At 40.0% G+C, this 20,743-nt stretch carries 18 protein-coding genes; 16 read left to right on the forward strand and 2 right to left on the reverse strand.

The genetic code is table 11. The annotated features are described in order from the left end of the window. Positions 1–60: 60 nt before the first annotated feature. The 16 genes from gabT (at position 61) to HBHAL_RS06965 (ending at position 16,999) form a co-directional block, all read left to right on the forward strand. Positions 61–1,368, forward strand: coding sequence for a 4-aminobutyrate--2-oxoglutarate transaminase (gabT, locus tag HBHAL_RS06895; protein ID WP_014642639.1), 1,308 nt, complete (start codon positions 61–63; stop codon positions 1,366–1,368). 21 nt (positions 1,369–1,389) lie between these two features. Next, a complete protein-coding gene (locus HBHAL_RS06900; protein ID WP_014642640.1) occupies positions 1,390–2,784 on the forward strand; it encodes an NAD-dependent succinate-semialdehyde dehydrogenase in 1,395 nt (464 codons plus the stop codon). A 31-nt stretch (positions 2,785–2,815) separates the two neighbouring features. Next, on the forward strand, positions 2,816–2,995 hold the full coding sequence (locus HBHAL_RS06905; RefSeq protein WP_014642641.1) for a hypothetical protein: 180 nt from the start codon (positions 2,816–2,818) through the stop codon (positions 2,993–2,995). A 15-nt stretch (positions 2,996–3,010) separates the two neighbouring features. Further along, entirely contained in the window at positions 3,011–4,603 is a 1,593-nt protein-coding gene (locus HBHAL_RS06910; RefSeq protein WP_014642642.1) for a sodium:solute symporter family protein, read from the forward strand. A gap of 20 nt (positions 4,604–4,623) precedes the next feature. Then, on the forward strand, positions 4,624–5,850 hold the full coding sequence (locus HBHAL_RS06915; RefSeq protein ID WP_014642643.1) for a Zn-dependent hydrolase: 1,227 nt from the start codon (positions 4,624–4,626) through the stop codon (positions 5,848–5,850). 27 nt (positions 5,851–5,877) lie between these two features. Further along, positions 5,878–7,143, forward strand: coding sequence for an ArgE/DapE family deacylase (locus tag HBHAL_RS06920; protein ID WP_014642644.1), 1,266 nt, complete (start codon positions 5,878–5,880; stop codon positions 7,141–7,143). A gap of 401 nt (positions 7,144–7,544) precedes the next feature. Beyond that, positions 7,545–8,276 carry a hypothetical protein gene (locus HBHAL_RS06925; RefSeq protein WP_041601239.1) on the forward strand — a complete coding sequence of 244 codons (732 nt, stop codon included), beginning with the start codon at positions 7,545–7,547 and terminating at the stop codon, positions 8,274–8,276. Between the two features lie 1,164 nt (positions 8,277–9,440). After that, entirely contained in the window at positions 9,441–10,142 is a 702-nt protein-coding gene (locus HBHAL_RS06930) for an FRG domain-containing protein (RefSeq protein WP_014642646.1), read from the forward strand. 83 nt (positions 10,143–10,225) lie between these two features. Beyond that, positions 10,226–10,738, forward strand: a complete 513-nt coding sequence (locus HBHAL_RS06935; RefSeq protein WP_041601240.1) for a hypothetical protein — start codon at positions 10,226–10,228, stop codon at positions 10,736–10,738. 82 nt (positions 10,739–10,820) lie between these two features. Further along, positions 10,821–11,099 (forward strand): hypothetical protein, encoded by a 279-nt coding sequence (locus HBHAL_RS21370; protein WP_158512353.1) that lies wholly within the window; start codon positions 10,821–10,823, stop codon positions 11,097–11,099. Positions 11,100–11,494: 395 nt separating this feature from the next. After that, on the forward strand, positions 11,495–12,562 hold the full coding sequence (locus HBHAL_RS06940) for a bacteriophage abortive infection AbiH family protein (protein ID WP_014642648.1): 1,068 nt from the start codon (positions 11,495–11,497) through the stop codon (positions 12,560–12,562). Between the two features lie 290 nt (positions 12,563–12,852). After that, positions 12,853–13,056 (forward strand): hypothetical protein, encoded by a 204-nt coding sequence (locus tag HBHAL_RS21375; protein WP_014642649.1) that lies wholly within the window; start codon positions 12,853–12,855, stop codon positions 13,054–13,056. 240 nt (positions 13,057–13,296) lie between these two features. Further along, positions 13,297–13,545 (forward strand): hypothetical protein, encoded by a 249-nt coding sequence (locus tag HBHAL_RS20355; RefSeq protein WP_014642650.1) that lies wholly within the window; start codon positions 13,297–13,299, stop codon positions 13,543–13,545. A gap of 722 nt (positions 13,546–14,267) precedes the next feature. Further along, positions 14,268–14,588 carry a hypothetical protein gene (locus tag HBHAL_RS06950; RefSeq protein ID WP_145956011.1) on the forward strand — a complete coding sequence of 107 codons (321 nt, stop codon included), beginning with the start codon at positions 14,268–14,270 and terminating at the stop codon, positions 14,586–14,588. Positions 14,589–14,810: 222 nt separating this feature from the next. Then, entirely contained in the window at positions 14,811–15,203 is a 393-nt protein-coding gene (locus HBHAL_RS06955; protein WP_014642652.1) for a hypothetical protein, read from the forward strand. A 590-nt stretch (positions 15,204–15,793) separates the two neighbouring features. Next, positions 15,794–16,999, forward strand: a complete 1,206-nt coding sequence (locus HBHAL_RS06965; RefSeq protein ID WP_014642653.1) for a flagellin N-terminal helical domain-containing protein — start codon at positions 15,794–15,796, stop codon at positions 16,997–16,999. 905 nt (positions 17,000–17,904) lie between these two features. On the opposite strand, the gene HBHAL_RS06970 is transcribed toward HBHAL_RS06965, so the two are convergent. Next, complete coding sequence (locus HBHAL_RS06970) at positions 17,905–19,320, reverse strand: hypothetical protein (RefSeq protein WP_014642654.1); 1,416 nt, start codon at positions 19,318–19,320, stop codon at positions 17,905–17,907. Positions 19,321–19,486: 166 nt separating this feature from the next. Further along, a complete protein-coding gene (locus HBHAL_RS06975) occupies positions 19,487–20,584 on the reverse strand; it encodes a GGDEF domain-containing protein (protein ID WP_014642655.1) in 1,098 nt (365 codons plus the stop codon). Positions 20,585–20,743 lie beyond the last annotated feature (159 nt).

The following is a 20,743-nucleotide window of genomic DNA, read 5'->3' on the forward strand; positions in this document are numbered from 1 at the left end:
ACTTTTAATTGTACCAGAAAATTGTCATAATAATCTATAAAATTCAGGGAGGGATCAGCAGTGACCAATAAAACAGTGAGCAAAGATGACTTGCAAAGAAAAAGAAAGAAATACATACCAAAAGGAATAGGGAATGGGAATACCAATATAGCCGACTATGCAAGAGGAGCAAGAGTATTCGATAATGAAGGTCGTGAATGGATTGATTTTGCCGGAGCCATCGGTACGCTTAACGTAGGGCACACACATCCAAAGGTGACGGAAGCCGTCAAGAATCAGGCGGACCGCTACCTTCATCCAGGCTTTAATGTGATTATGTATGACAGCTACATCAACCTGGCCGAAAAGTTATGCACGATTACCCCAGGTTCTTTCGATAAAATGGCCATGCTATTTAACTCCGGAGCCGAGGCTGTAGAAAATGCGGTCAAAGTGGCGAGGAAATATACCAATCGACAGGCTGTTGTTTCCTTCGAACGCGGGTTCCACGGACGTACTAATTTAACGATGGGAATGACGAGTAAAGTAAAGCCATATAAATACAATTTCGGTCCTTATACTCCGGAAATTTATCAAGCTCCATATCCTTATATGTCCAATAAACCTGAACAGATGACGGATGAGGAGTATATTGATTATAGTATCATGCGCTTTAAGGAGTATTTTGTTACCGCGGTCGCACCGGAAACGGTAGCATGTATCGTGATGGAGCCTGTCCAAGGTGAAGGCGGTTTCATTATTCCTCCGAAACGCTTTGTACAGGAAGTTAGAGACTTCTGCAGCGAGCACGGGATTGTTTTTGTGGCTGATGAAATCCAGACTGGTTTTGCCCGGACAGGACGGTTATTCGCAAGTGAACATTTCGATATCGAGCCGGATGTGATGACGCTGTCGAAATCCCTTGCAGCAGGAATGCCGTTAAGTGCGGTCGTCGGAAAAGCAGAAATCATGGATGCTTCTTCTCCAGGTGAACTCGGCGGAACGTATGCCGGCAATCCGGTAGCCTGCGAAGCGGCTCTTGCCGTTATTGAGGTTATGGAAGAGGAAAATTTAAGCGATAAAGCGGAACAAATTGGTGCTACACTGGAAGATAAATTAGAAGAGTTGAAAGCCCGCCACGATTATCTTGGCGATATCCGCAGGCTTGGGGCAATGGTTGCCGTAGAAATTATTGATGCGGAAGGGAACCCGGACAAAGCAAAAACGGGTGCGATCACATCCTATGCGAACAATAATGGACTGCTGCTGCTTTCTGCTGGTGTAAAAGGAAATGTGGTTCGTTTTCTTACTCCGCTTGTGATCACGGATGAGGAATTGAATAAAGGACTGACGATTTTAGAACAGGCTTTTGACGAAGCGGCAGACTAATACTAGAAAGGAAGAGGCTTTATGGGGAATACGATCCAAGTGAAAAACCCGGCAACCGGGAATATTTTGAAAGAGGTAGATGTGACCTCAGCTGCAGATATTGAAACAGCCTTAAGGCAGGGAGATGAGGCCTTCAAATCGTGGTCAAAGGTGAATGCCCATGAGCGGTCTAATCTACTGAAAAAATGGTCGGCCAAAATTAAAGAAGAAACGGAACAGCTGGCGGAAGTGATGACTTTGGAGAGTGGAAAGCCGCTTAAAGAATCCCGTGGAGAAGTCGCCTATGCGGCAAGCTATATCGATTGGTATGCGGAAGAAGCGAAGCGGATTTACGGCAGGACCGTTCCCTCTCACACGGAAACGAAGCGGATTGTCGTAACAAAAGAGCCGGTCGGTCTTGTGGCCGCTATCACGCCGTGGAACTTCCCGGCAGCGATGATGACGAGAAAGGCTGCTCCAGCGTTAGCTGCAGGGTGCACATTCGTTGTGAAACCTGCTGAAGAGACGCCGCTCACGACGATTAGACTTGTTCAATTAGCCCATGAGGTCGGAATCCCGAAAGATGTGGTTCAATACGTAAATGGCCACGGGGCAGAAGTTGGGCCTATTTTTACAGATAGTCCACTCGTCCGTAAGATTACTTTTACCGGCTCCACGCCCGTCGGTAAATTACTGATGAAAAATAGTGCAGCAACGATGAAGCACGTATCGATGGAACTTGGAGGCCATGCTCCGCTTATCGTAGCCAAAGATGCTGATATTGACTTTTCTGTCGAACAGACGCTTGCTTCGAAATTCCGGAACGCCGGCCAGACGTGTATTTGCGCGAATCGCGTGCTCGTCCATGAAGAGATTGCTGACGAATTTTCAGAGAAACTTACCGCACGCGTCAAAGAGCTTAACGTCGGAAATGGTCTACTTGAAGAAACAGATGTTGGGCCGGTTATTAATGCGGGTGGTTATGAAAAGATCCATACGCAGATTGAAGATGCCGTTAATAAAGGAGCAAATGTTCTCTATGGTCATCAATACGATAAAGATGATGAAAAAGGCTATTATTTTGTTCATCCTACTGTACTCGAAAACGTTGGTGAAGGGATGGACATCATGCAGGAGGAAACGTTTGGCCCGGTCATTCCACTGACCACTTTCCGCGAGAATGAAGAAGCGGTGGACATTGCCAACAATACCCCGTTCGGGCTGGCAGCTTATTTCTTCACGAATGATTATCGAACCGGTATCTATTATCAGGAGCATCTGAAGTTCGGGATTCTCGGCTGGAATGATGGGGCACCGTCTGCGGCACATGCGCCATTCGGTGGTATGAAAGAGAGCGGCATCGGACGTGAGGGCGGTCCTGAGGGGATTGAGCCTTACATTGAAACGAAGTATCTTTCCATCGGAGGCATTGAATAGTTTTGTAGATTCTTAATGTGGAGGTAAGACCATGAATGTTGAAATTTTAATATTATTTATTAACGCAACGCTGGTAACAGTCGTTTCTTCGATTGTTGTCATTGCCATTCTGAGAAAGCAGTACCTTCCTGTCATTAAAGAGATGGAGAAGAAAGAAAATCAGGAAGAGAGCACGGAATCTGAAGAAAAACGAATAAACAGTAATATATAATAGAGGGGAATCTATATGGCCATTACGATATTTGCGCTCGTTTTATTACTTTATGTAGTTGTAGGAGCTTTCATCAGCCGTTATGTTAAAAATAGTGATGACTTTTATACCATGGGAGGAAGAGGGTCGACCATTCTCATCGTCGGTACGCTTGCGGCTACGTATCTCAGTGCTGCTACGCTGCTCGGGATTGCTGGGCAATCTTATAAAGAAGGTCCTCTCGTTATTGCGACACTCGGATCATTTGGTGCCTGGCTCGGAACGCTGATTGCTGTCGTCTATATGGGAAGAAAAATGAAGGCATTAGGCTGTAAGACGATGCCTGATTTCTTTGATAAGCGGTTCAACAGCAAGTGGGTCAGCATTATTGCTATTATCATTATGATTGTAGGACTGGTTGGTTACGGAGTGATCCAGTTTATTGGAGCTGGACTGGTACTCAGTGAAATAACAGGTATTAATTTTCAATTATTGATTGTCTTATTTACGATTGCGTTGATTGCCTTTACAGCCTTTGGCGGTATGTATGGAGTGGTCGTGACAGATACAATCATGTTCTTCACGATGCTTGCGATTTCAATCGTGATTGCTCCCATGATTATTGGACAGGCTGGGTTTGAACAGATGAAAGGTTTATCCGAGACCATGCCGAATTACTGGACAATTGGCGGTACAGAAAATCGATCGATTGGCTGGTCAATTTCCCAGTTTCTTGTATGGATAATGTTCTTTGCCTGTATGCCGGCGCTCGTGTCTCGCGTATTTCCGGCTAAAAACGATTTTGTCATTCTGAAAACAGCGATTATCGGTGTGTTTTTTGCGCCTTTCATGCAGCTGACCGTATTTATCGCAGCAGGTGGTATGCAAGTGCTTCAGCCAGGTATTACGCCTACGGACAACGCAATGATTGTCGGATTTATGGAATTCACGCCACCGGCAGTCGCGGGAGTGGGACTGGCTGCACTCATGGCTTCGATTATGTCCACAGCTTCTACATTATTTGTTCTGGTAGGTTTTGCTTTATCCAGGGACTTGTATGAAAGATTGTTTGAAAAAGAACTTAATGAAAAACAGAGCCTTACAGCAGCGAGGTTTGGTCAAATCATCGTAGCGGTCGTCATCTGTGCCATTGCTCTTGCACGTCCGTCCGCGATTTACTGGATTTCCATTTATGCTGGATCCATCTTTGCGGTTGGCTGGCTGCCAACGATCGTGGCATCTTTTGAATGGAAGAAAATGAACAGCAAAGCGGCGATGATCAGCATGATATCCGGGGTCGCTTCGTTTCTTCTCTTCGGGGAGCTTATCAGAGCAGGAATTATGACGCTGCCGACCGGTGTGGACGAACTCATGCTGGCACTGCTTGTCTCCGTACTATCTCTCTTAGGCGCTGGGCTGGTAACGAAGCCGAACGCCCATGAACTGAATTATTACGCAGAGATGAAGCGCTCAGGTATGGCGTCGATAACCATCAAGGAATTTTTGAAACAGCCGGATGGTCTTCAAAAGATCAAAAAGCAGTATAAACAGCTGGTTACCGTTTCTGTATTATTTACATTCATATCCGTCGTGGTATGGGGATACTTTTTCATAAAACTCGGACTCTAATAATCTAGTGAGAAAGTGAGATGGAACACGTGAACACGATTAATGAAGAACGATTATTCCGTATGCTTTCCAAAAGTTCAGAAACAGGGGCTATACCGGAAAATGGCCTCAGACGACTGGCTCTCTCAGATAAAGACCAAGAGATGAGAAATATATTTAAAGAATGGTGTAACGAAGCTGGATTGACGTTGCGGGTGGACGACTTAGGAAACATGTATGCCAGCAGGGAAGGAAAGAAAGACCTTCCTCCCGTGGTACTTGGATCTCACCTGGACACCCAGCCGGCAGGAGGCCGATTCGATGGCGTCCTCGGTGTCCTACTGGCTCTCGAAGTGATCCATACTTTAAATGACAATGGCATCGAAACCGAACGCCCGCTGGAAATCGTTAATTTTACGAACGAAGAAGGCGCCCGGTTTGAGCCGCCAATGCTCGGATCCGGAGGGATCGCCGGGGTGTTCGACCAAGACTATGTATATAGTAGAAAAGATGCGGACGGCTTTAGATTTCTAGAAGAACTGGAGCGGATCGGTTACAAAGGGGAGAAAGAAAACCGGCTCGGTGACTTTCATTCCTTTCTAGAACTTCATATTGAACAGGGTCCCATTCTTGAAGATGAAAACAAACAAATCGGCGTTGTAGAAGGGGTTCAGGGCATCAACTGGCTGGAAGTGACTATTACGGGGGAAGCGGATCATGCCGGTCCGACCCCGATGCATTTAAGGAAAGATGCGCTGATGGCCGCTGCAGAAATTATGAATCAGTTGGAAAAGGAGATCACGACTACGGATGTTACCGTGACCGTTGGCAAGATTTCCGTTTCCCCAAACTCGGTCAATTGTGTTCCTGGCGAAGCTCATTTTACCGTAGATATCCGAAGTGCCAATGATGATCTTCGAAAGGAAGCCTTTGAAGGAACAATGAACACGATTCGCCGTGTCTCTCAGAACAGAGACGTGGGCGTGGAGATGACGGAACTGTGGGAAACCGAAAAAATTGATTTTGATAGAAGTATTACAGAGGTTATCGAGAACAGTGCAACAGAGCTGGGGTATTCTTCAAAGAGAATGCTTAGCGGTGCCGGTCACGATGCCAAATACGTCAACAATCTTGGCCCCACGGCCATGATCTTTGTGCCGAGCGTAAACGGCAAAAGTCATGTACCCAGCGAATTGACACTGGATCAAGATATTGTGAGCGGAGCCAATACGCTCTATCATACGGTACTTACATTATCCAATGAATAAAAACAGAAGTAAGGTGTGAACTTATTTATGGCAACCAGCAACGAGCTTGTGCGTAATAAAATAGAAGAGCTGTGGGAAGAAGAAAAGTTGTTCTTGAAGACGCTCGGAAGTTTTTCCAGTACATTAGGTAATGAAAAAGGCGTTCAACAATTTGTTTATAACTATTTACAGGATATGGGGCTGGAGACAGAAGCGATCACGGTCGATCCCGACAGATTGAGAAAGTATGAAAACTTCGGTGAACCTGAATGGTCCTACGAAGACCGCCCGGTTGTAGTAGGAGAATGGAAAAACAACGGACCGAAAAAAGGGAAAAGTCTCATCCTGCAAAGCCATATGGATGTGGTAAGTGCTGAACCTGAAGATCAATGGGAAACTCCGCCCTATTCGCCGGTAATAAAAGACGGAAAAATGTACGGCAGAGGGATTCTGGATATGAAAGGCGGATTTGCGGCTATCGTTATGGCTGTTAAAGCGCTCCGTGAATCTGGGGTCGAACTCGGTGCAGATCTGCAAATTCAGAGTGTCATCGAAGAAGAATGTACCGGGAACGGGGCCCTGACCTTACTGGATCAAGGATACACGGCAGATGGAGCCCTTATCCCTGAACCTACGCAATCACGTTTGATCACTTCACAGGTCGGAGTTATATGGCTTCGAGTGAAAGTAAAAGGAGCTGGTGCTCACGTAGAGCGTGCGGAGAGCGCGCAAAATGCGATTATGAAAGCGAATAAACTGATGGAATCGCTGATGGAGTACCGTGAGCATATTAATAACCGGCCGAAACATCCAGATTTTGAGCATCACCCTCATCCGCTCAACGTCAGTGTTGGTCTGATTGAAGGAGGAAACTGGGCCTCCAGCGTGCCGACCGAATGTACCTTTGAGGCGCGAGTCGGGTTCTACCCGGGAACCGCTCCAGAAGATGTGAAAAAAGAAGTCGAGCAATGGCTGTTGGAGGCTGCTGAAGAGGATGAATGGCTGAAAGAGGCGAAGCCGGAGGTTACTTTTTACGGTTTCTCAGCCCCGGGCTATACGATTTCGAAAGAAGAAGAGCTTATGGAGGAAATGAGTGCCTCGCATTATGCTGTAACCGGTAAACAGGTGGAAGACCTGGCATTCACGGCAACTACGGATTTGCGGGCGTTCGGTGAGTTTAATATCCCGGCTACTTGTTATGGGCCGAGTGGTGGGGATATGCATGCGCCTAATGAGTATATTGAGCTTGAGAGTTTGAAGGAAGTGGCGCATACGATTGCTGATTTTGTTTTGCGGTGGTGTGGAGAGAAATAGGTAGAATCTTCATTAATGTTGCAACAAATAAATGAGAAATATCTTACTTAATAATTATTCGTTGTTCTTCAGTCTATCAGAAGGATTAAGATATTAGATTGCATATATATAGTTCCACCATTTCTATTCTAGTTTAAACATTTAGAGCAACAGCCTTCTAAGCTGTGGGTAGGGAGTTCGAATCTCTCCAGGGACACTAGTTAACAAAACGCTGAACCTCTTGCTAGACAAGAGATTCAGCGTTTTTCTTTTTTTAGTCAATTGATGTTGTTCTCATTAGAAACCTCTTATGAGGCAAACACGGGGCAGAATTTTTTATGTACAAATTAGTAGGATTTGGAATATAATTTAGTTAGGTTATATACAAAATATTTCTTAAGTTGTGGAAGAGAGAGAATGCCATGTTTGAAACTGCTGAATTTACAGTATCATTAATTGCGATGGCTGCCACTACAACAGCAGCAACTGCAGCACTAATTTCTGCAATTGCGGCTAATAAAAATATTGAGATTGCTAAAGGACAGCTGGAGGAAATAGCAAATCAACGAAGGGATGCCGTTCGCCCAGATCTTTATATTCGTGAATGTGAGTCAAAGTTCAAATACAATAAGGATTTGGGTTATGCGAGAACAGAGGTAGATCAATTACTACTATATATTGAGAATATAGGGATTGGTCCAGCAAAAATGGCAGAATTTAAATGGATAATAAATATAAATAAGAGCTTACGAGCTATTGAACCATTTAATAAGGATAATTTATTTTATCGCATAGAAAATAACCAACTAATGTTTAATGAAGCTGGTGTAATTTCCTATTCTGAAGACTTTTCCACCCAGACAATACCATTATTTCCTGCTGATGAGAAAAAAGGTGTTCGATTTCCTTTCACCTACACTCGTTTGTTAGGAATTACAATACAACTTATCCAAGAGGGAAAAATTAAAAGAGAAGAAGTTCCAGAGATACTACTAGAGGTGAGTTATAACAATATTTTTAATGAAAAAATAATCAAAAAGGTATATGTAATTAATACGGAAGTCGTAACACAAAGTTTGAGCACGGCAGATAATCTGATCTCTGGATACGATGTGTTAATTTTTAAAAGAGCAGTTGAAAGACCTAGTATTTAAAATGAATATTAAGGTCTTCTAGCAAAAGATATACCTATTATAAGTTTTATATCAAGATAATTTTATCTTTTGGGGTTTAAGAAAACTCACTAAAATGTATAGCTACCAACTGATCTACTTCTTCAATATAATGTCCATATATATAAAAAGTAGTTCCAATTTTCCTATGGCGTACACGTTGGCTATTGGACTTTAAAGGTGCGTTTTGCTGAATGAGGAAAGTAACAGAGTAGTGTATTAAATCATGGAAACATAGAGATTAAGAAACAAGAGGTTAGTCATAGAAAGGTTGAGTGATCGACAAAACGAAATATAATTGACGAAAGTCACGACTCAAAATCGTGTTCCTTACGGAGTGCCGGGTCGACCCTGGCAACCGGTACTAACGTCATTTACAGAAGAATTAAGTAATATCAACGTTTATAACGTCTTTCTACAGTAGTATAGGAAGGTGTTTTTTTGTTTTAATGGCTTTTATTAACACCACAGTATAACTTTAAATCGTCTTCACAGAGAAAGGTGAATTGTTGTTATGGCTAGAGGAAAAACACTGAGACGAAAAGGAATTAGCTGTCCTAGAGAGTAAAACAACGTCATTTGTAGAATGATTTTCAGAAGAGACACTTAGAGCTAATCATTCCTGCCTATAAGCATTATGCTTACTTAAATTTGTTATATATTTTATGCATTAGTAGCTAGTCTCAATGATCTTCAAAAAGAGAGCTTACTATAATACCTCATACAGAAAGGAGCATGGTAAAAGTTTGCAAGTTACTTTATTGATGAGTTACTGAAAGTCAAGAAAGAAGAGGGGTAAGTTTCCATTAAGTGAGATCAAAAGGATGGCGGTCCAATAGTGGAAGACCATTGAATACCGGTCTCGTTGTTTGGGTCCAGGAATATATCAAGTTTAATAAACATTATTAGTTTGCTGAGAGCTCTTAAGTTTATCTATGGACAGTAAACTGAAGAAACAATTCTATATAGATAATTTACAAGTCAACCTTTTTCCCCATTGCACCATCAGGGTATACCAGGGGCCCTTCTAAAATCCTTGAATTGTGTTTAATCTATATATAAACTACTTGAAAAAACGAGTAATCACGCATTTTATAAATCTTTTTAACAATAAAAATGTTAAAATTATCCTTAAGGAGGATGGTTATGTCGGAAATAAGAGAAATTCATGTGACAAGTTTTGTAGAATTACACGAGGCTTTTGCTGAATATAGGCGTGATAACTTGTGGTTATTTAGAGGACATAGCGATATCGATTGGAAGTTGGTACCCAAAGCTGGAAGAGAACCATACATAAACAGCATGGATAAGAATTCTTTCGAATCTTGGAAAAGGCGTGCTAAGGAGTATTTGCCCACCGCAAACAGTGATTGGGATTTTCTCAGTATAGCCCAACATCATGGTCTAGCTACTAGATTATTAGATTGGACATTTAATCCTTTAATAGCAGCTTTTTTCGCTGTGAATGATAATAGAGAGACTGATGCCTGCATATTTGCTTATAGAAATCGTTACCGAGAGAGAGTAATAGATACCGATTATAGTGATCCTTTCGAAACAGATGGAATAATGAAATTTAAACCTAATGCCACTGCAAGGAGAATCACTAGTCAGGGAGGTATTTTTACTATACATGGTCCGCCTAATTTAGATTTACAAGATAAGTTTAAGGACGAGGGTAAATTAGACAAAATTATAATAGGTAAAGAGTATAGAGGAGAACTTTTATTCGATTTAAATCATTATGGTATTAACCATTTATCTTTATTCCCTGACTTAGATGGGTTATCTAGACATGTAAACTTTTATATGGAGAACCAAAACTTTTGGGTATCTCAATTGGATTGATCAGGAAAGTTTTAAGCAACGAGGAGCAGAGAAGTTTCTATAATAAAAATTTAAATTTAAAATACCAAAATATATGAAATCTATTGAGTAGTGGATATGAATATTATCATATTCCAAAAATAGCATGTGAGAGAATTGATATTTTCACAAAATTAAAACCAGGTAAATTTGAACATTTCAATGAGACCAACTACTATACTATAAAAAGGTTTCCCCATCCTGAATTAGGGATATTAACATTTGCTTTTGTCCATTTTCCTAGCAAACTTCATATGGATGATTTTGATCATGGAGAGGAATCAAGGATATTTAAAAAGGAAGTAGAGGATGTAGAAGGTCAATGTAAATCTAATAAAACTGTTTTGGTGGGAGATTTCAACATGAACCCATTTGAACAGGGCATGATGGCTGCATCGGCAATAAATTCATATCCAACCAAGTATGAAGCTAGTAAAGTTCAAAGAAAGGTTAAAAGTAGGAGTTACAATATGTTTTATAATCCTATGTGGAATTTTTTGGGGATACAGGTAAGCCTTCGGGTACGTACCATTATCCTGCTCTGCAAAACATTTAAGTCTATATTGGAACCTATTTGATAAAGTCTTAGTAAGACCCCCACTTATAGATAATATATTTAATAATGTTGAAATATTAACTGAGATTATGAATGAACCATTGTTGAGTAAAACTGGTAAGCCATCAATAAGCTACTACCACCTGCCCGAGATGGAGCGACCATTTCGTGCAGCAAAGTCACCAATCTTTGGCTACTTAGCTCTAGTATTAAGTTTAGGGTTTATTATACTATATTTCCCTGATAAGCCGGCGAGCCTTATCTGGCCGTATGAGTGGATCATGGTGACAGGATGGACTTTACTTGGTGCTTATTTCTTCATTCAGATGTTGCGTGGAACTTATCAGAAGAAAATGAGTTCTTCTGAGGAGAAGGCTTTATAGATGATAGAAAGATGATAGAAGGGACCTTTTCTGCAGTCTCGATCCTAAATTGGAACTATTAACTGAATTCAGAAGAATAGAATAAGATCTAAAACTCCCTCATTCGCTTCATATTATAATGAGGGAGTTATTTTAATGTTGAGGAAAAGCTGCTATCTGTGTCTCGATCTGATATTTCAAAGTGTGCTGAGTATAACGTATGTTGAACTACTAGATTCATGCTACTAACAAATCTATAAACCACAAATCATGTATTAATTTTCCAATTTATTTATTAAAAATAACATAGTAAGAGTTAGAATTAATTGAAAGTGGGGAAACTTTCCAAATTATGTTTAGCAGGTATATAATAGATAAAAGAATACATAGTAACTAAATTAACAGGGGGATTCAATGTGCAAGTCGCTTTACTAGTCGGTAACGGTTTTGACATTCAAGCAGGGTTAAAGACAAGATATGCAGATTTCTACGATTATTTACGAAGAAAATCTCTAGATGATGAATCATTAAGGGAAAATGCCATTTTTAACGAAATAAATAAAAATGAAGAATTGTGGTCTAACTTCGAAAATGCGTTAATGGAATTAACAAATTGTTGCGATCCTCAGGATAAGGCAGAGCTTACAGTTGATAAACTAGCGAGAGATAAGGATGAAATTGAAGATTACTTAGGTGAATACCTATCGACTGTAAACGAAGAATATAGAGTAGATGAGTATTCAAAACATATTATTAACGAGTTCAAGCGGAGTTTTTCTTCATTAATTTCTATATTACCATTACAAAGGCAAGAAGAAATAAGTAGGATACTAAATCTTCAATCTAACACTAGTACTCTATGGATGAATATAATAGATTTCAACTATACTCTGTTATTTAAAGACTCTTATTATTTGTTACCTAAAGATAACCCTATAGCTGAAATAAATGAATTAACCGCATCAAACCGAAAAATTCAACTCAAGAAAAAAGGATATGTAAAGCTGCATGGTGATACGAAAGCAAATATGAATCTCGGAGGACATGTCTCTCAAATATCAGAAAGTGTTAAAGAATGTGAGTATCGCTTTTTCTTTGATAAAGAAGCTTTAGAGCATGTTAATGGAACAAATAAATATAAGTTTGCAAAAGAATTTATTAATAGTACAAGCCTATATTTTGTCTTAGGAATGTCTCTAGGAGAAACGGACAGAGGATGGTGGGAGAGAATTGCTAACTTAGTTGCTAGAAATCCTCGAAGGGCAGTGGTTATTTTTGAATACAATTCTTATGAAGCAATCAATAATAAACCTTATTTACGAGAACCAAGTATAAAGCGGGTTAAGGATCGCTTTTTAAGTTATGCTACTGAACTAGATGATGCGCAAATAGAGTCTGTTTCGGAAAGAATATTCGTGCAATACAACAGTAAGTTATTTAATCTAGGTGGATTAGATAAAGTAGAGGAAGGCAGTCAGCACTAATGCCATTTTGCAAGCTGTCGGAAATATACGTCTATACATAAGGAGATCTATATTGAATTCACGTGCTTATACACTAACTTAACAATGATGGATTCACTTTTATTAGTTGATGACTTTTACTCCTATCTAGAAATGAAGGAGCTCAAGTTGAGTTACATTATCTAGAGTCGAGTTAAGCACTATTTCTTTATATCTTCTAAATCTTATGTAGTAGGATGCATGTCTATTTTACCGAGCATAGTTTTATTGGGTAATAGAAATTAAGATTTAAGTACCGTTTTAAAGTATAATTGAGCAGTATTACCAAAGTTATCGAGAAAAGTATAAAAGAGCTGGGGTATTCTTCAAAGAGAATGCTTAGCGGTGCCGGTCACGATGCCAAGTACGTGAACAATCTAGGCTCAAATGCGCTTATGAAAGCGAATAAACTGGTGGAATACCGGGAGCATATTAATAACCGGCCAAAACTTTTAACATCTTCCTCATCCGCTTAAAGTCAGTGTTAGTCTGATTGAGGAAGGAAGCTGGGCCTCCAGCGTACCAACCTAATGTACCTTTGAAGGTGCGAGTCGGATTCTACCCGAGAACTGATCCTGAAGATATTCAAAAATAGGTTGATTAGTTGCTACTTAATGCGACGAAGAGGGTGAATGGCTCAAAGAGGCGAAGCTGGAGATTAAGATTTTACGGTTTCTCAGCCTCAGACTACACCATTTTGAAAGGAGAAAGAGGTTATGGAGGAAATGACTACCTCACATTATGCTGTAACCGGTAAACAGGTGGAAGACCTGGCGTTCAACGCAACTACGTATCTGCGTGCGTTCGGAGAGTTTAATATTCCAGCTACTTGTTATGGTCCGAGTGGCGGTGATATGCATGCTCCGAATGAATACATTGAGCTTTCTAAATTAAAAGAAGTGACGCACTCGATTGCTGATTTTATTGCCGGTGGGGTGAAGAGAAGTAATCTAAGTATCATCTGAAAACCCCAACAGCCTTTTAAGTTGTAAGTCAGGTTGCCACAATATTTAAGTATGGTGTGAGGGGGGCCATAAATAGTGAACTTTTTTGATAGAAAAATAATTAATAGAACCGTAAGTGAGGGAGGAGAAAAATGCAATGTCCCTCATTTACCTATTTTATGGTAAATTCATAGGTAATGGATACTTATAACATTCTGTCACAGGACGGAGGAGACTACTTCATAATAGCTATGATAAAATTAACTAGGACAAATATTCATAACTCATTCAATTGGCTAGATACAGGACTTATACTAGCCGTTATTACAATTTTTGGATATATAGCGGTTTATTTTTTCCAAAGAGGTTACCTATTTTATTTTGGATTAACAGATATATTTATTTACCAAATAACAATTGTTAATATTTTATCTACTATTACTAACTTATTCTTCTGATTTCTCGGAATTACTTTTCTCCTGCTAATAAAGTACGAAATAAAAAACAACAATCCCTATTGGTTAATCTTAAAAAATTCAATATTATCTTTTAGGTTTATATTCGGTTTATTTTTAATGATTTTATTTCCAAAAATATGGTTTTTATTTTTACCTATATTAACTCTAATATTAGCACTTCCATATATTCTATCGATCTTTCAACACAAAAAAATTAAAGGATACAAAAACAAATTAGAAAGAAATCTGGAAAAAAAGCAAGAATCCGATTATTCATTTAAGAATTTGATAGTTACATTAAAAGAAAAACCCTGGTCGAGATTTGCATTTCCACTGGCTATTTTTACATTGATCTCAATTTTCTCATTTTTTGGTGGTTATATAAATGCTGAATATTCTGAAAATTTTTATGTTGTTAAAAGTAATTCAGAAGAATATCTAGTTATAGAGCAAGTGGGAGACAAATTTATTACAGTACCTATTGACCTATCCACAAATGAAGTTACAAGCGAGTACATAGTTATTGAACAAAAATCTGATTTAAAAAATCCTGTAATCTTTAAGAAAGAAAGGTTAGAGGGCGGTATTATAGTTCCTAGCTCTTAAATAAGTTTTAAAAAATTGTAATAATATTTTATTATATAGATTTTATTTCTAAAAGAGCGAGAGTAAATAATAATTAAAGGACGTTTGTGGGAGACAAGAAAGAAAGGACGGCAGCCAATTATTACTAGAATAACGTTTAAATAATATTAACGGATGATTTCAAAATGGAAAATGAAGGGGAAAATTCTTTTTTGTAGAAGTAATGAAAAAGGGGGTGTTGAAATGTCTTTTAGAGAAGAGATGCTAAGAGCGCTTTATCAAAAACACAAAGAGCAAGTTCAATTAGCTCCATCTGTGGAGCAGGCTATCCGAAACTTAAAATTACATGTGGGGAGTTTCAGAAATCAATCTAAAAAGATAGCTGAGATTGATTCTGATTTTAATGTTGAAATTAAAGATGGTATCGAAGGAGTTTTAGCGACTATTGTCTATAAAGATTCCTCATTGAAGTTCTTATTGGAATCATCAGAAGTAATGTCAGTGGACATAAATGATACGCAGGTAGATGTGTTTGTATTGGACGAAAATGGATTTACTTCTAGCAAGTATGGCAAGGAATATGATATTTCTATGTTAGATGATTATTTAGCTGAAGCCTTCAAAGAAAAACTTTAACTCAAAAATTGGGCCCCCTTAAACTGAGGGGCTCTTTTAATTAGAAGAGTTTAAGTTGAAAGGATTGTGGATCCATATTTCAGAAATCTTTAAAAGCTCTCAAAATATAAAATATATAAAAGCAGTTCGAGATATGCGTAAACACGAAATAGATTATCATAAAGGAATAGGGAAAAACAGAAAAAACTTTCCATCTTGTACGTTAAATTTGATGACTTTAAAGCTAATTCCTACTATAAATCAAAAGAAAAAAAGGACGAAGGATTACTAATAAGAAGTACAAATAAGCTTATATGATTAGGTCGCTACTCATTTTGAGGTACTGTCTAAAAACAGTTTAATGCCCTATTTAATTTAAAGGTGTTTCTTTTTCTTACAGGTTAGAGTAAATAGTATATAAAATTGAAGCAGTTCACGCTATCAATGAATTTATTGGATATGATAAAAATAGAAAATATGTGTAAACAGTTTTGAAAGTCGTCCGATATTAATAATGTAGAAACATTACATAAGTCGGCCGACTTTTTGTTTGTTATTCAATATATCTCACAAGGACGTGAGATAAACAATTTCAAGGAGGAATTATTAAAATGAGAATTAATCACAATATCGCGGCGCTAAATACTCACCGCCAACTAGGTCAAGCAAACAATGCTCAACAAAATTCTATGGAGAAACTATCTTCAGGGCTTCGCATAAACAAAGCCGGCGATGATGCAGCTGGTCTTGCAATCTCTGAAAAGATGCGTGGCCAAATTCGTGGCTTGGACCAAGCTTCAAGAAACTCTCAAGATTCCATTTCTATGATTCAAACTGCAGAAGGAGCGTTGAATGAAACCCATAGCATTCTTCAGCGGATGCGTGAATTAGCTGTACAATCTGGTAACGATACAAATACTTCAACTGACCGTGGGGAAATCCAGAAAGAAATGAATCAATTGACTTCTGAAATAAATCGCATAGGAAATACTACTGAATTTAACAATCAAAAACTATTGAATGCTACTGCTGGAGAAGTTACTGCTGGTAGCACAACTACTACCCCTGCTTCAGCTAGCTCAACACAAACTAATGGTAGTAGCGGTAATATTACAATTACGGATGCATCTTCTTTTACTGGTGATACAGGTACCTGGACTGTAGCAACTAGTGATGGTTCTAATTTTACAATTGATAAAGGTGATGGGAGTGGAGCGCAAGCTTTAACTGTCACTGCTGGGTCAGCTTCAGTTGATGGAGTCGATTTCGATTTACCCGCATCACCTGCTGCCTCAGATGAATGGTCAATTGATGTAACAGCTTCCGAAACAACGACAAAAGGAGCATTTTCTTCTTTTAGTTCACAAATTGGTGCAAATGAAAATCAAACTATGTCTTTGGAGTTTTCTGATATGAGAGCTAGTGCTCTAGGTATTACCGGTGCAGCGGGAGATAGTGGGTACACTGGTAAAGATACTGTTACAAATGGTACCAATAATACTACTAATGAAGCAGCACTTGATGTCTCGGATGCTACTAATGCAGGTAATGCAGTAACGAAAATCTCCGAAGCGATCGAACAAGTGTCGGCAGAACGTTCAAAACTAGGGGCTAACCAAAATCGTTTAGAGCATACAATTAACAACCTAGGAACATCTTCAGAGAACCTAACTGCTGCGGAATCTCGAATCCGTGACGTGGACATGGCTAAGGAAATGATGAATCAAACAAAGTCATCTATCCTGGCACAAGCGTCTCAAGCCATGCTTGCAAAAGCAAATCAACAACCACAAGGAGTTCTCCAACTTCTACGTTAAAAAAATACCCAAAAGCCCCCACTCGTTTAATGAGTGGGGGCTTTTGGGTATTTTAAATTTCGATTTAGAGGACAGATCCATTATCTTCTGTTGTATAACTCAAGCATTCATCTTAATACTAAAAAAACCAGATGGAAAAGTTTTCTAATCCAAACTAACACTATAAAAGAGAATAAAGTATTAGAGAACAAAGAGAAGAGGCTCATATTTATGGTATTAACCTTCTTCTAGAAACCACAGTAACAATAAGTATCACACAAGCCCCAGCACCCACAGCCGGAAACATCACTGTCGTCACAGTTAACCGCTCCAAAGCCACAATCGATAACAAATTCCGAACCATAAACAAAACGAAAAAAGTGATGTTTTCTTCATAGGGTAAGTGGTAAGCCTTGGTCAAAGTAGGACCAAAACCTAATACTTCTACGGTAGGCAATATCAGCACAGCCTGAACGGATCAGATGTCAAGTACCAAAAAGATAGTGATGATAAAGCCAGGATAAGAAACACCCAGTAGATTCTCGTAATTTTCACATCAGTCTTCTTAAGGAAAGCCAGAAATGCGACCACCACAGTAATTAATCCGGAAATACCTATCGGCCAGGCGCCTAGACCACCGCCTTACTTAAGCTGAGCAACAAATACAACGAGTGTAACCAGTGACCAAATTAGCCAGGAGAAGAAATGGGGGTTTAATAGAATTCCTTAACACGCCGCGTATGTAGGGGTAGAATCCAATAAACGTGATGGCGATCGCTATTAGACTATAAAGAAGTTTCTGCTCCATTTGTTTACCAGCACCTTTTTATTAGTGATGCATTCTACCAAATTCCCCGCTGGACGACAATAGGATAGCAAAAAGAGAGACTTACCAACATGCTCGTTGGATAAGCCTCTCTTTTTAATTACATAAAAAACACCACAAACAACTGAAGATAAATCTGCACCATCGCATAAAACGCAATCGCATACTTATAGTTAAACAACAGACCATTCTTAATAATACTAAGCTTATTCACCGAACTCAAAATAATCGACGGTAAAATCAGCGGAGATAACATAATCGAAATCACACTGCCCGAGGTAATCCCTAGCACAACGATCTCCGGTGGATAGGGGAGCTCGACACCTTGCAAAATCCCGGAAACTAGTACGATGACTGTCAAAGGACCGAGTCCGATAAATCCGAGGATGATTACAACAAACGGTAGCACCCATAGGAAGTTTAAGAACGGAATGGCATCGGTGATATAAAACAGTCCATCGATAATATACTCGCCGTAGCCCGACTGATTGACGGCATTGATGAGAAAGCCAGCGGCTAAAAGAATAGAAAACTGCTGAGCTTTGTTGGGAATGCTTTTTCCGACATACGTTTTACCATTCTCTGCAATCGCACTGCTTCTTCGGCGGACGATGAAATAGAGAAGGACCCATGCGACAATAACGATCGGGATAATCAGTAAGAGATCCACGGGCCAAACAGCGTTTACGAGAAAGATCGATCCGAATAAGGTGACAAACAAGATAACAAATTCGAGCGCATCCCGATTCCCGTTTGGATCTTCTTTCTTTTCTTCTTCAATTCGCCCCAGTTCCTCCTGAATACCGGCCGTAAGATCGACGCCATAATGACGTTCCTGGAAGTGGGAGAATAGAACGGACAACAGGGTCCCGGCAAAGGCGATGACAAATCCCTGCAGGATGGATAAACCGAGCGAAGCCCCGAGTGCCTGCACGGCGAATATAAAGCTAGGAATGCTGACGACCCACATGGTGGTCAGGGAAAACGCACGAAGCAGGGCGGTTCCTTTATAGTTCTCCCATACTTCTCCTTTTTGATTTTCCAGGAAATCGTCGATCATTCCGTAGACCATCGGAATCGAACCGAATAATAGGAAGTAAGAGATGATCTGCGTGATGACCATCATGCCGAAATAGAACTTGCGGCTCGTATTCAGCAAGTTCTGCGCGAAGTTAATAACCGCTTCAATGTACGGCTTTTCTTCTAATACCCAGCTGATCGTCGGGACGATCAGTAAGAGAGCGATCAGTCCGCTCATTACGGTGAAGCCGGATACGGTCGCTTCGATTAAGGAGGTCCCTGCGGTCAGGTGAATGATCAAGGCGATCACAAGCAGTAACAGCGATATGGCTGCCTGTTTCATCGGCAGGAAAAAGTAGCCGAGTAGGAATGCAGTTAATCCGAATATGGAAAGCACCGGGGAAAGTGTTTCTCCGCCGGTGAAATAGACAACGAAATGCATAAGGACATATAAAGTTATAAAAAAGGTGTAACCTTTTTTGGCTAGTTGTACCATTATGAATGCTCCAATCGTGGTTCAATATGTACGTAACACATCTTATCACAGGAGACTTCAATTAGCTGAGATTGTGCTCTACGTACAACACGCGCGGATGCAGCTTTCTTTTTACATAAAAAAATAAAGCTGGCCGGATCGTCTAAGAATAGACTTCCGGGCAGCTTTACACATGCTCGCGCGCGAACTTATTGGATAGGTAGACCTGATTTCTGCCGGCTTGTTTCGCTTCATAAAGCGCTTGATCGGCTTCTTCAATGAGTAATTGCGGCGTGTTTGTTGTTTCGTCGTAACAGGCAATCCCAATCGACACGGTAATAGTTATGGACTCGCCCGTAGCCAATCGAAAGAAATGATTTTGAACCTTTTTCCGGATCCGTTCACTGATTTCTTCGGCCCGCTGTGCAGGGCAGGCGAGGAGAATCACGGTGAATTCTTCGCCGCCATTTCGGCTGACGTGATCGAAGGAGCGGACGGTGCTGGTAAGAATATGACTCAATTCGACCAGGACCTGATCACCTTCAACATGTCCGTAAGTATCGTTCACTTTCTTAAAGTGGTCGATATCAATATACAGTAAAGAAACTTTTTCATCTCTATCCTGCGCCTCGGTGCAGACATCGTTAAATAATTGGTCAAATTTGCGGACGTTGTTCAGACCCGTTAGCCCGTCGGTAACGGACTCGGACTTATATTTGTTTAAGATTCTCTGATTTCTGCGTACATATTCAACGACATAGAAAGATAGAAAGCCGGCGAGATACGATATGCTCCAATAGGAAAGACCAAAGGAAATCAGTGTATCTATACGAAGTGAAAGAAAGGTTAACATGATAGTAAAAATAAGATTGGACAAGGTGAGCGCCAGGAAAACCTTCTTCATTTTAGATAATTCGAGTCTTGTAATGAAAAGAGTCAGGAACGTCGTCCCGCCAATAAAAATGATAGCCAATACCGCCTGGGTGGTGAACCCGAATAAAAATCGGCCGATAATGGTCAGCACCATAGCGATCAGGGCGGGAATGCTGCCGCCGTAATAGGACATTAAGACCACTGGAATGTGCCGTAAATCGATGATGACACTGTCCATAGGTATGCTGTACAGCATCAGAACGTTACTCAATATACCTGCGAGGACGCCGGCCGTGATTTTCTGCCGTCTGGAGGAAGTTCGTCTCAGTGGGGAAGAATTGGTTAACTGGGTATATACAAATAAGATGGCCACTAGGATAGCTAAATTGGAAATCAGTTCTTTCAGGATCATTTAAGGTTCTCCCCTGTGAATAATGGTTTATTTCTGTATGTGAGTTATAGCCTATGTTAAATGTTTGTATAGGTATTATATACCCAATTTACAAGGGGTTTAAATGGGAAGATGTACTTTTTTTCATTTTATCTGCACGGAAAGACGCTTTTATAAAAT

This window comes from Halobacillus halophilus DSM 2266 (genome assembly GCF_000284515.1).
Classification (GTDB): Bacteria; Bacillota; Bacilli; order Bacillales; family Halobacillaceae; genus Halobacillus; species Halobacillus halophilus.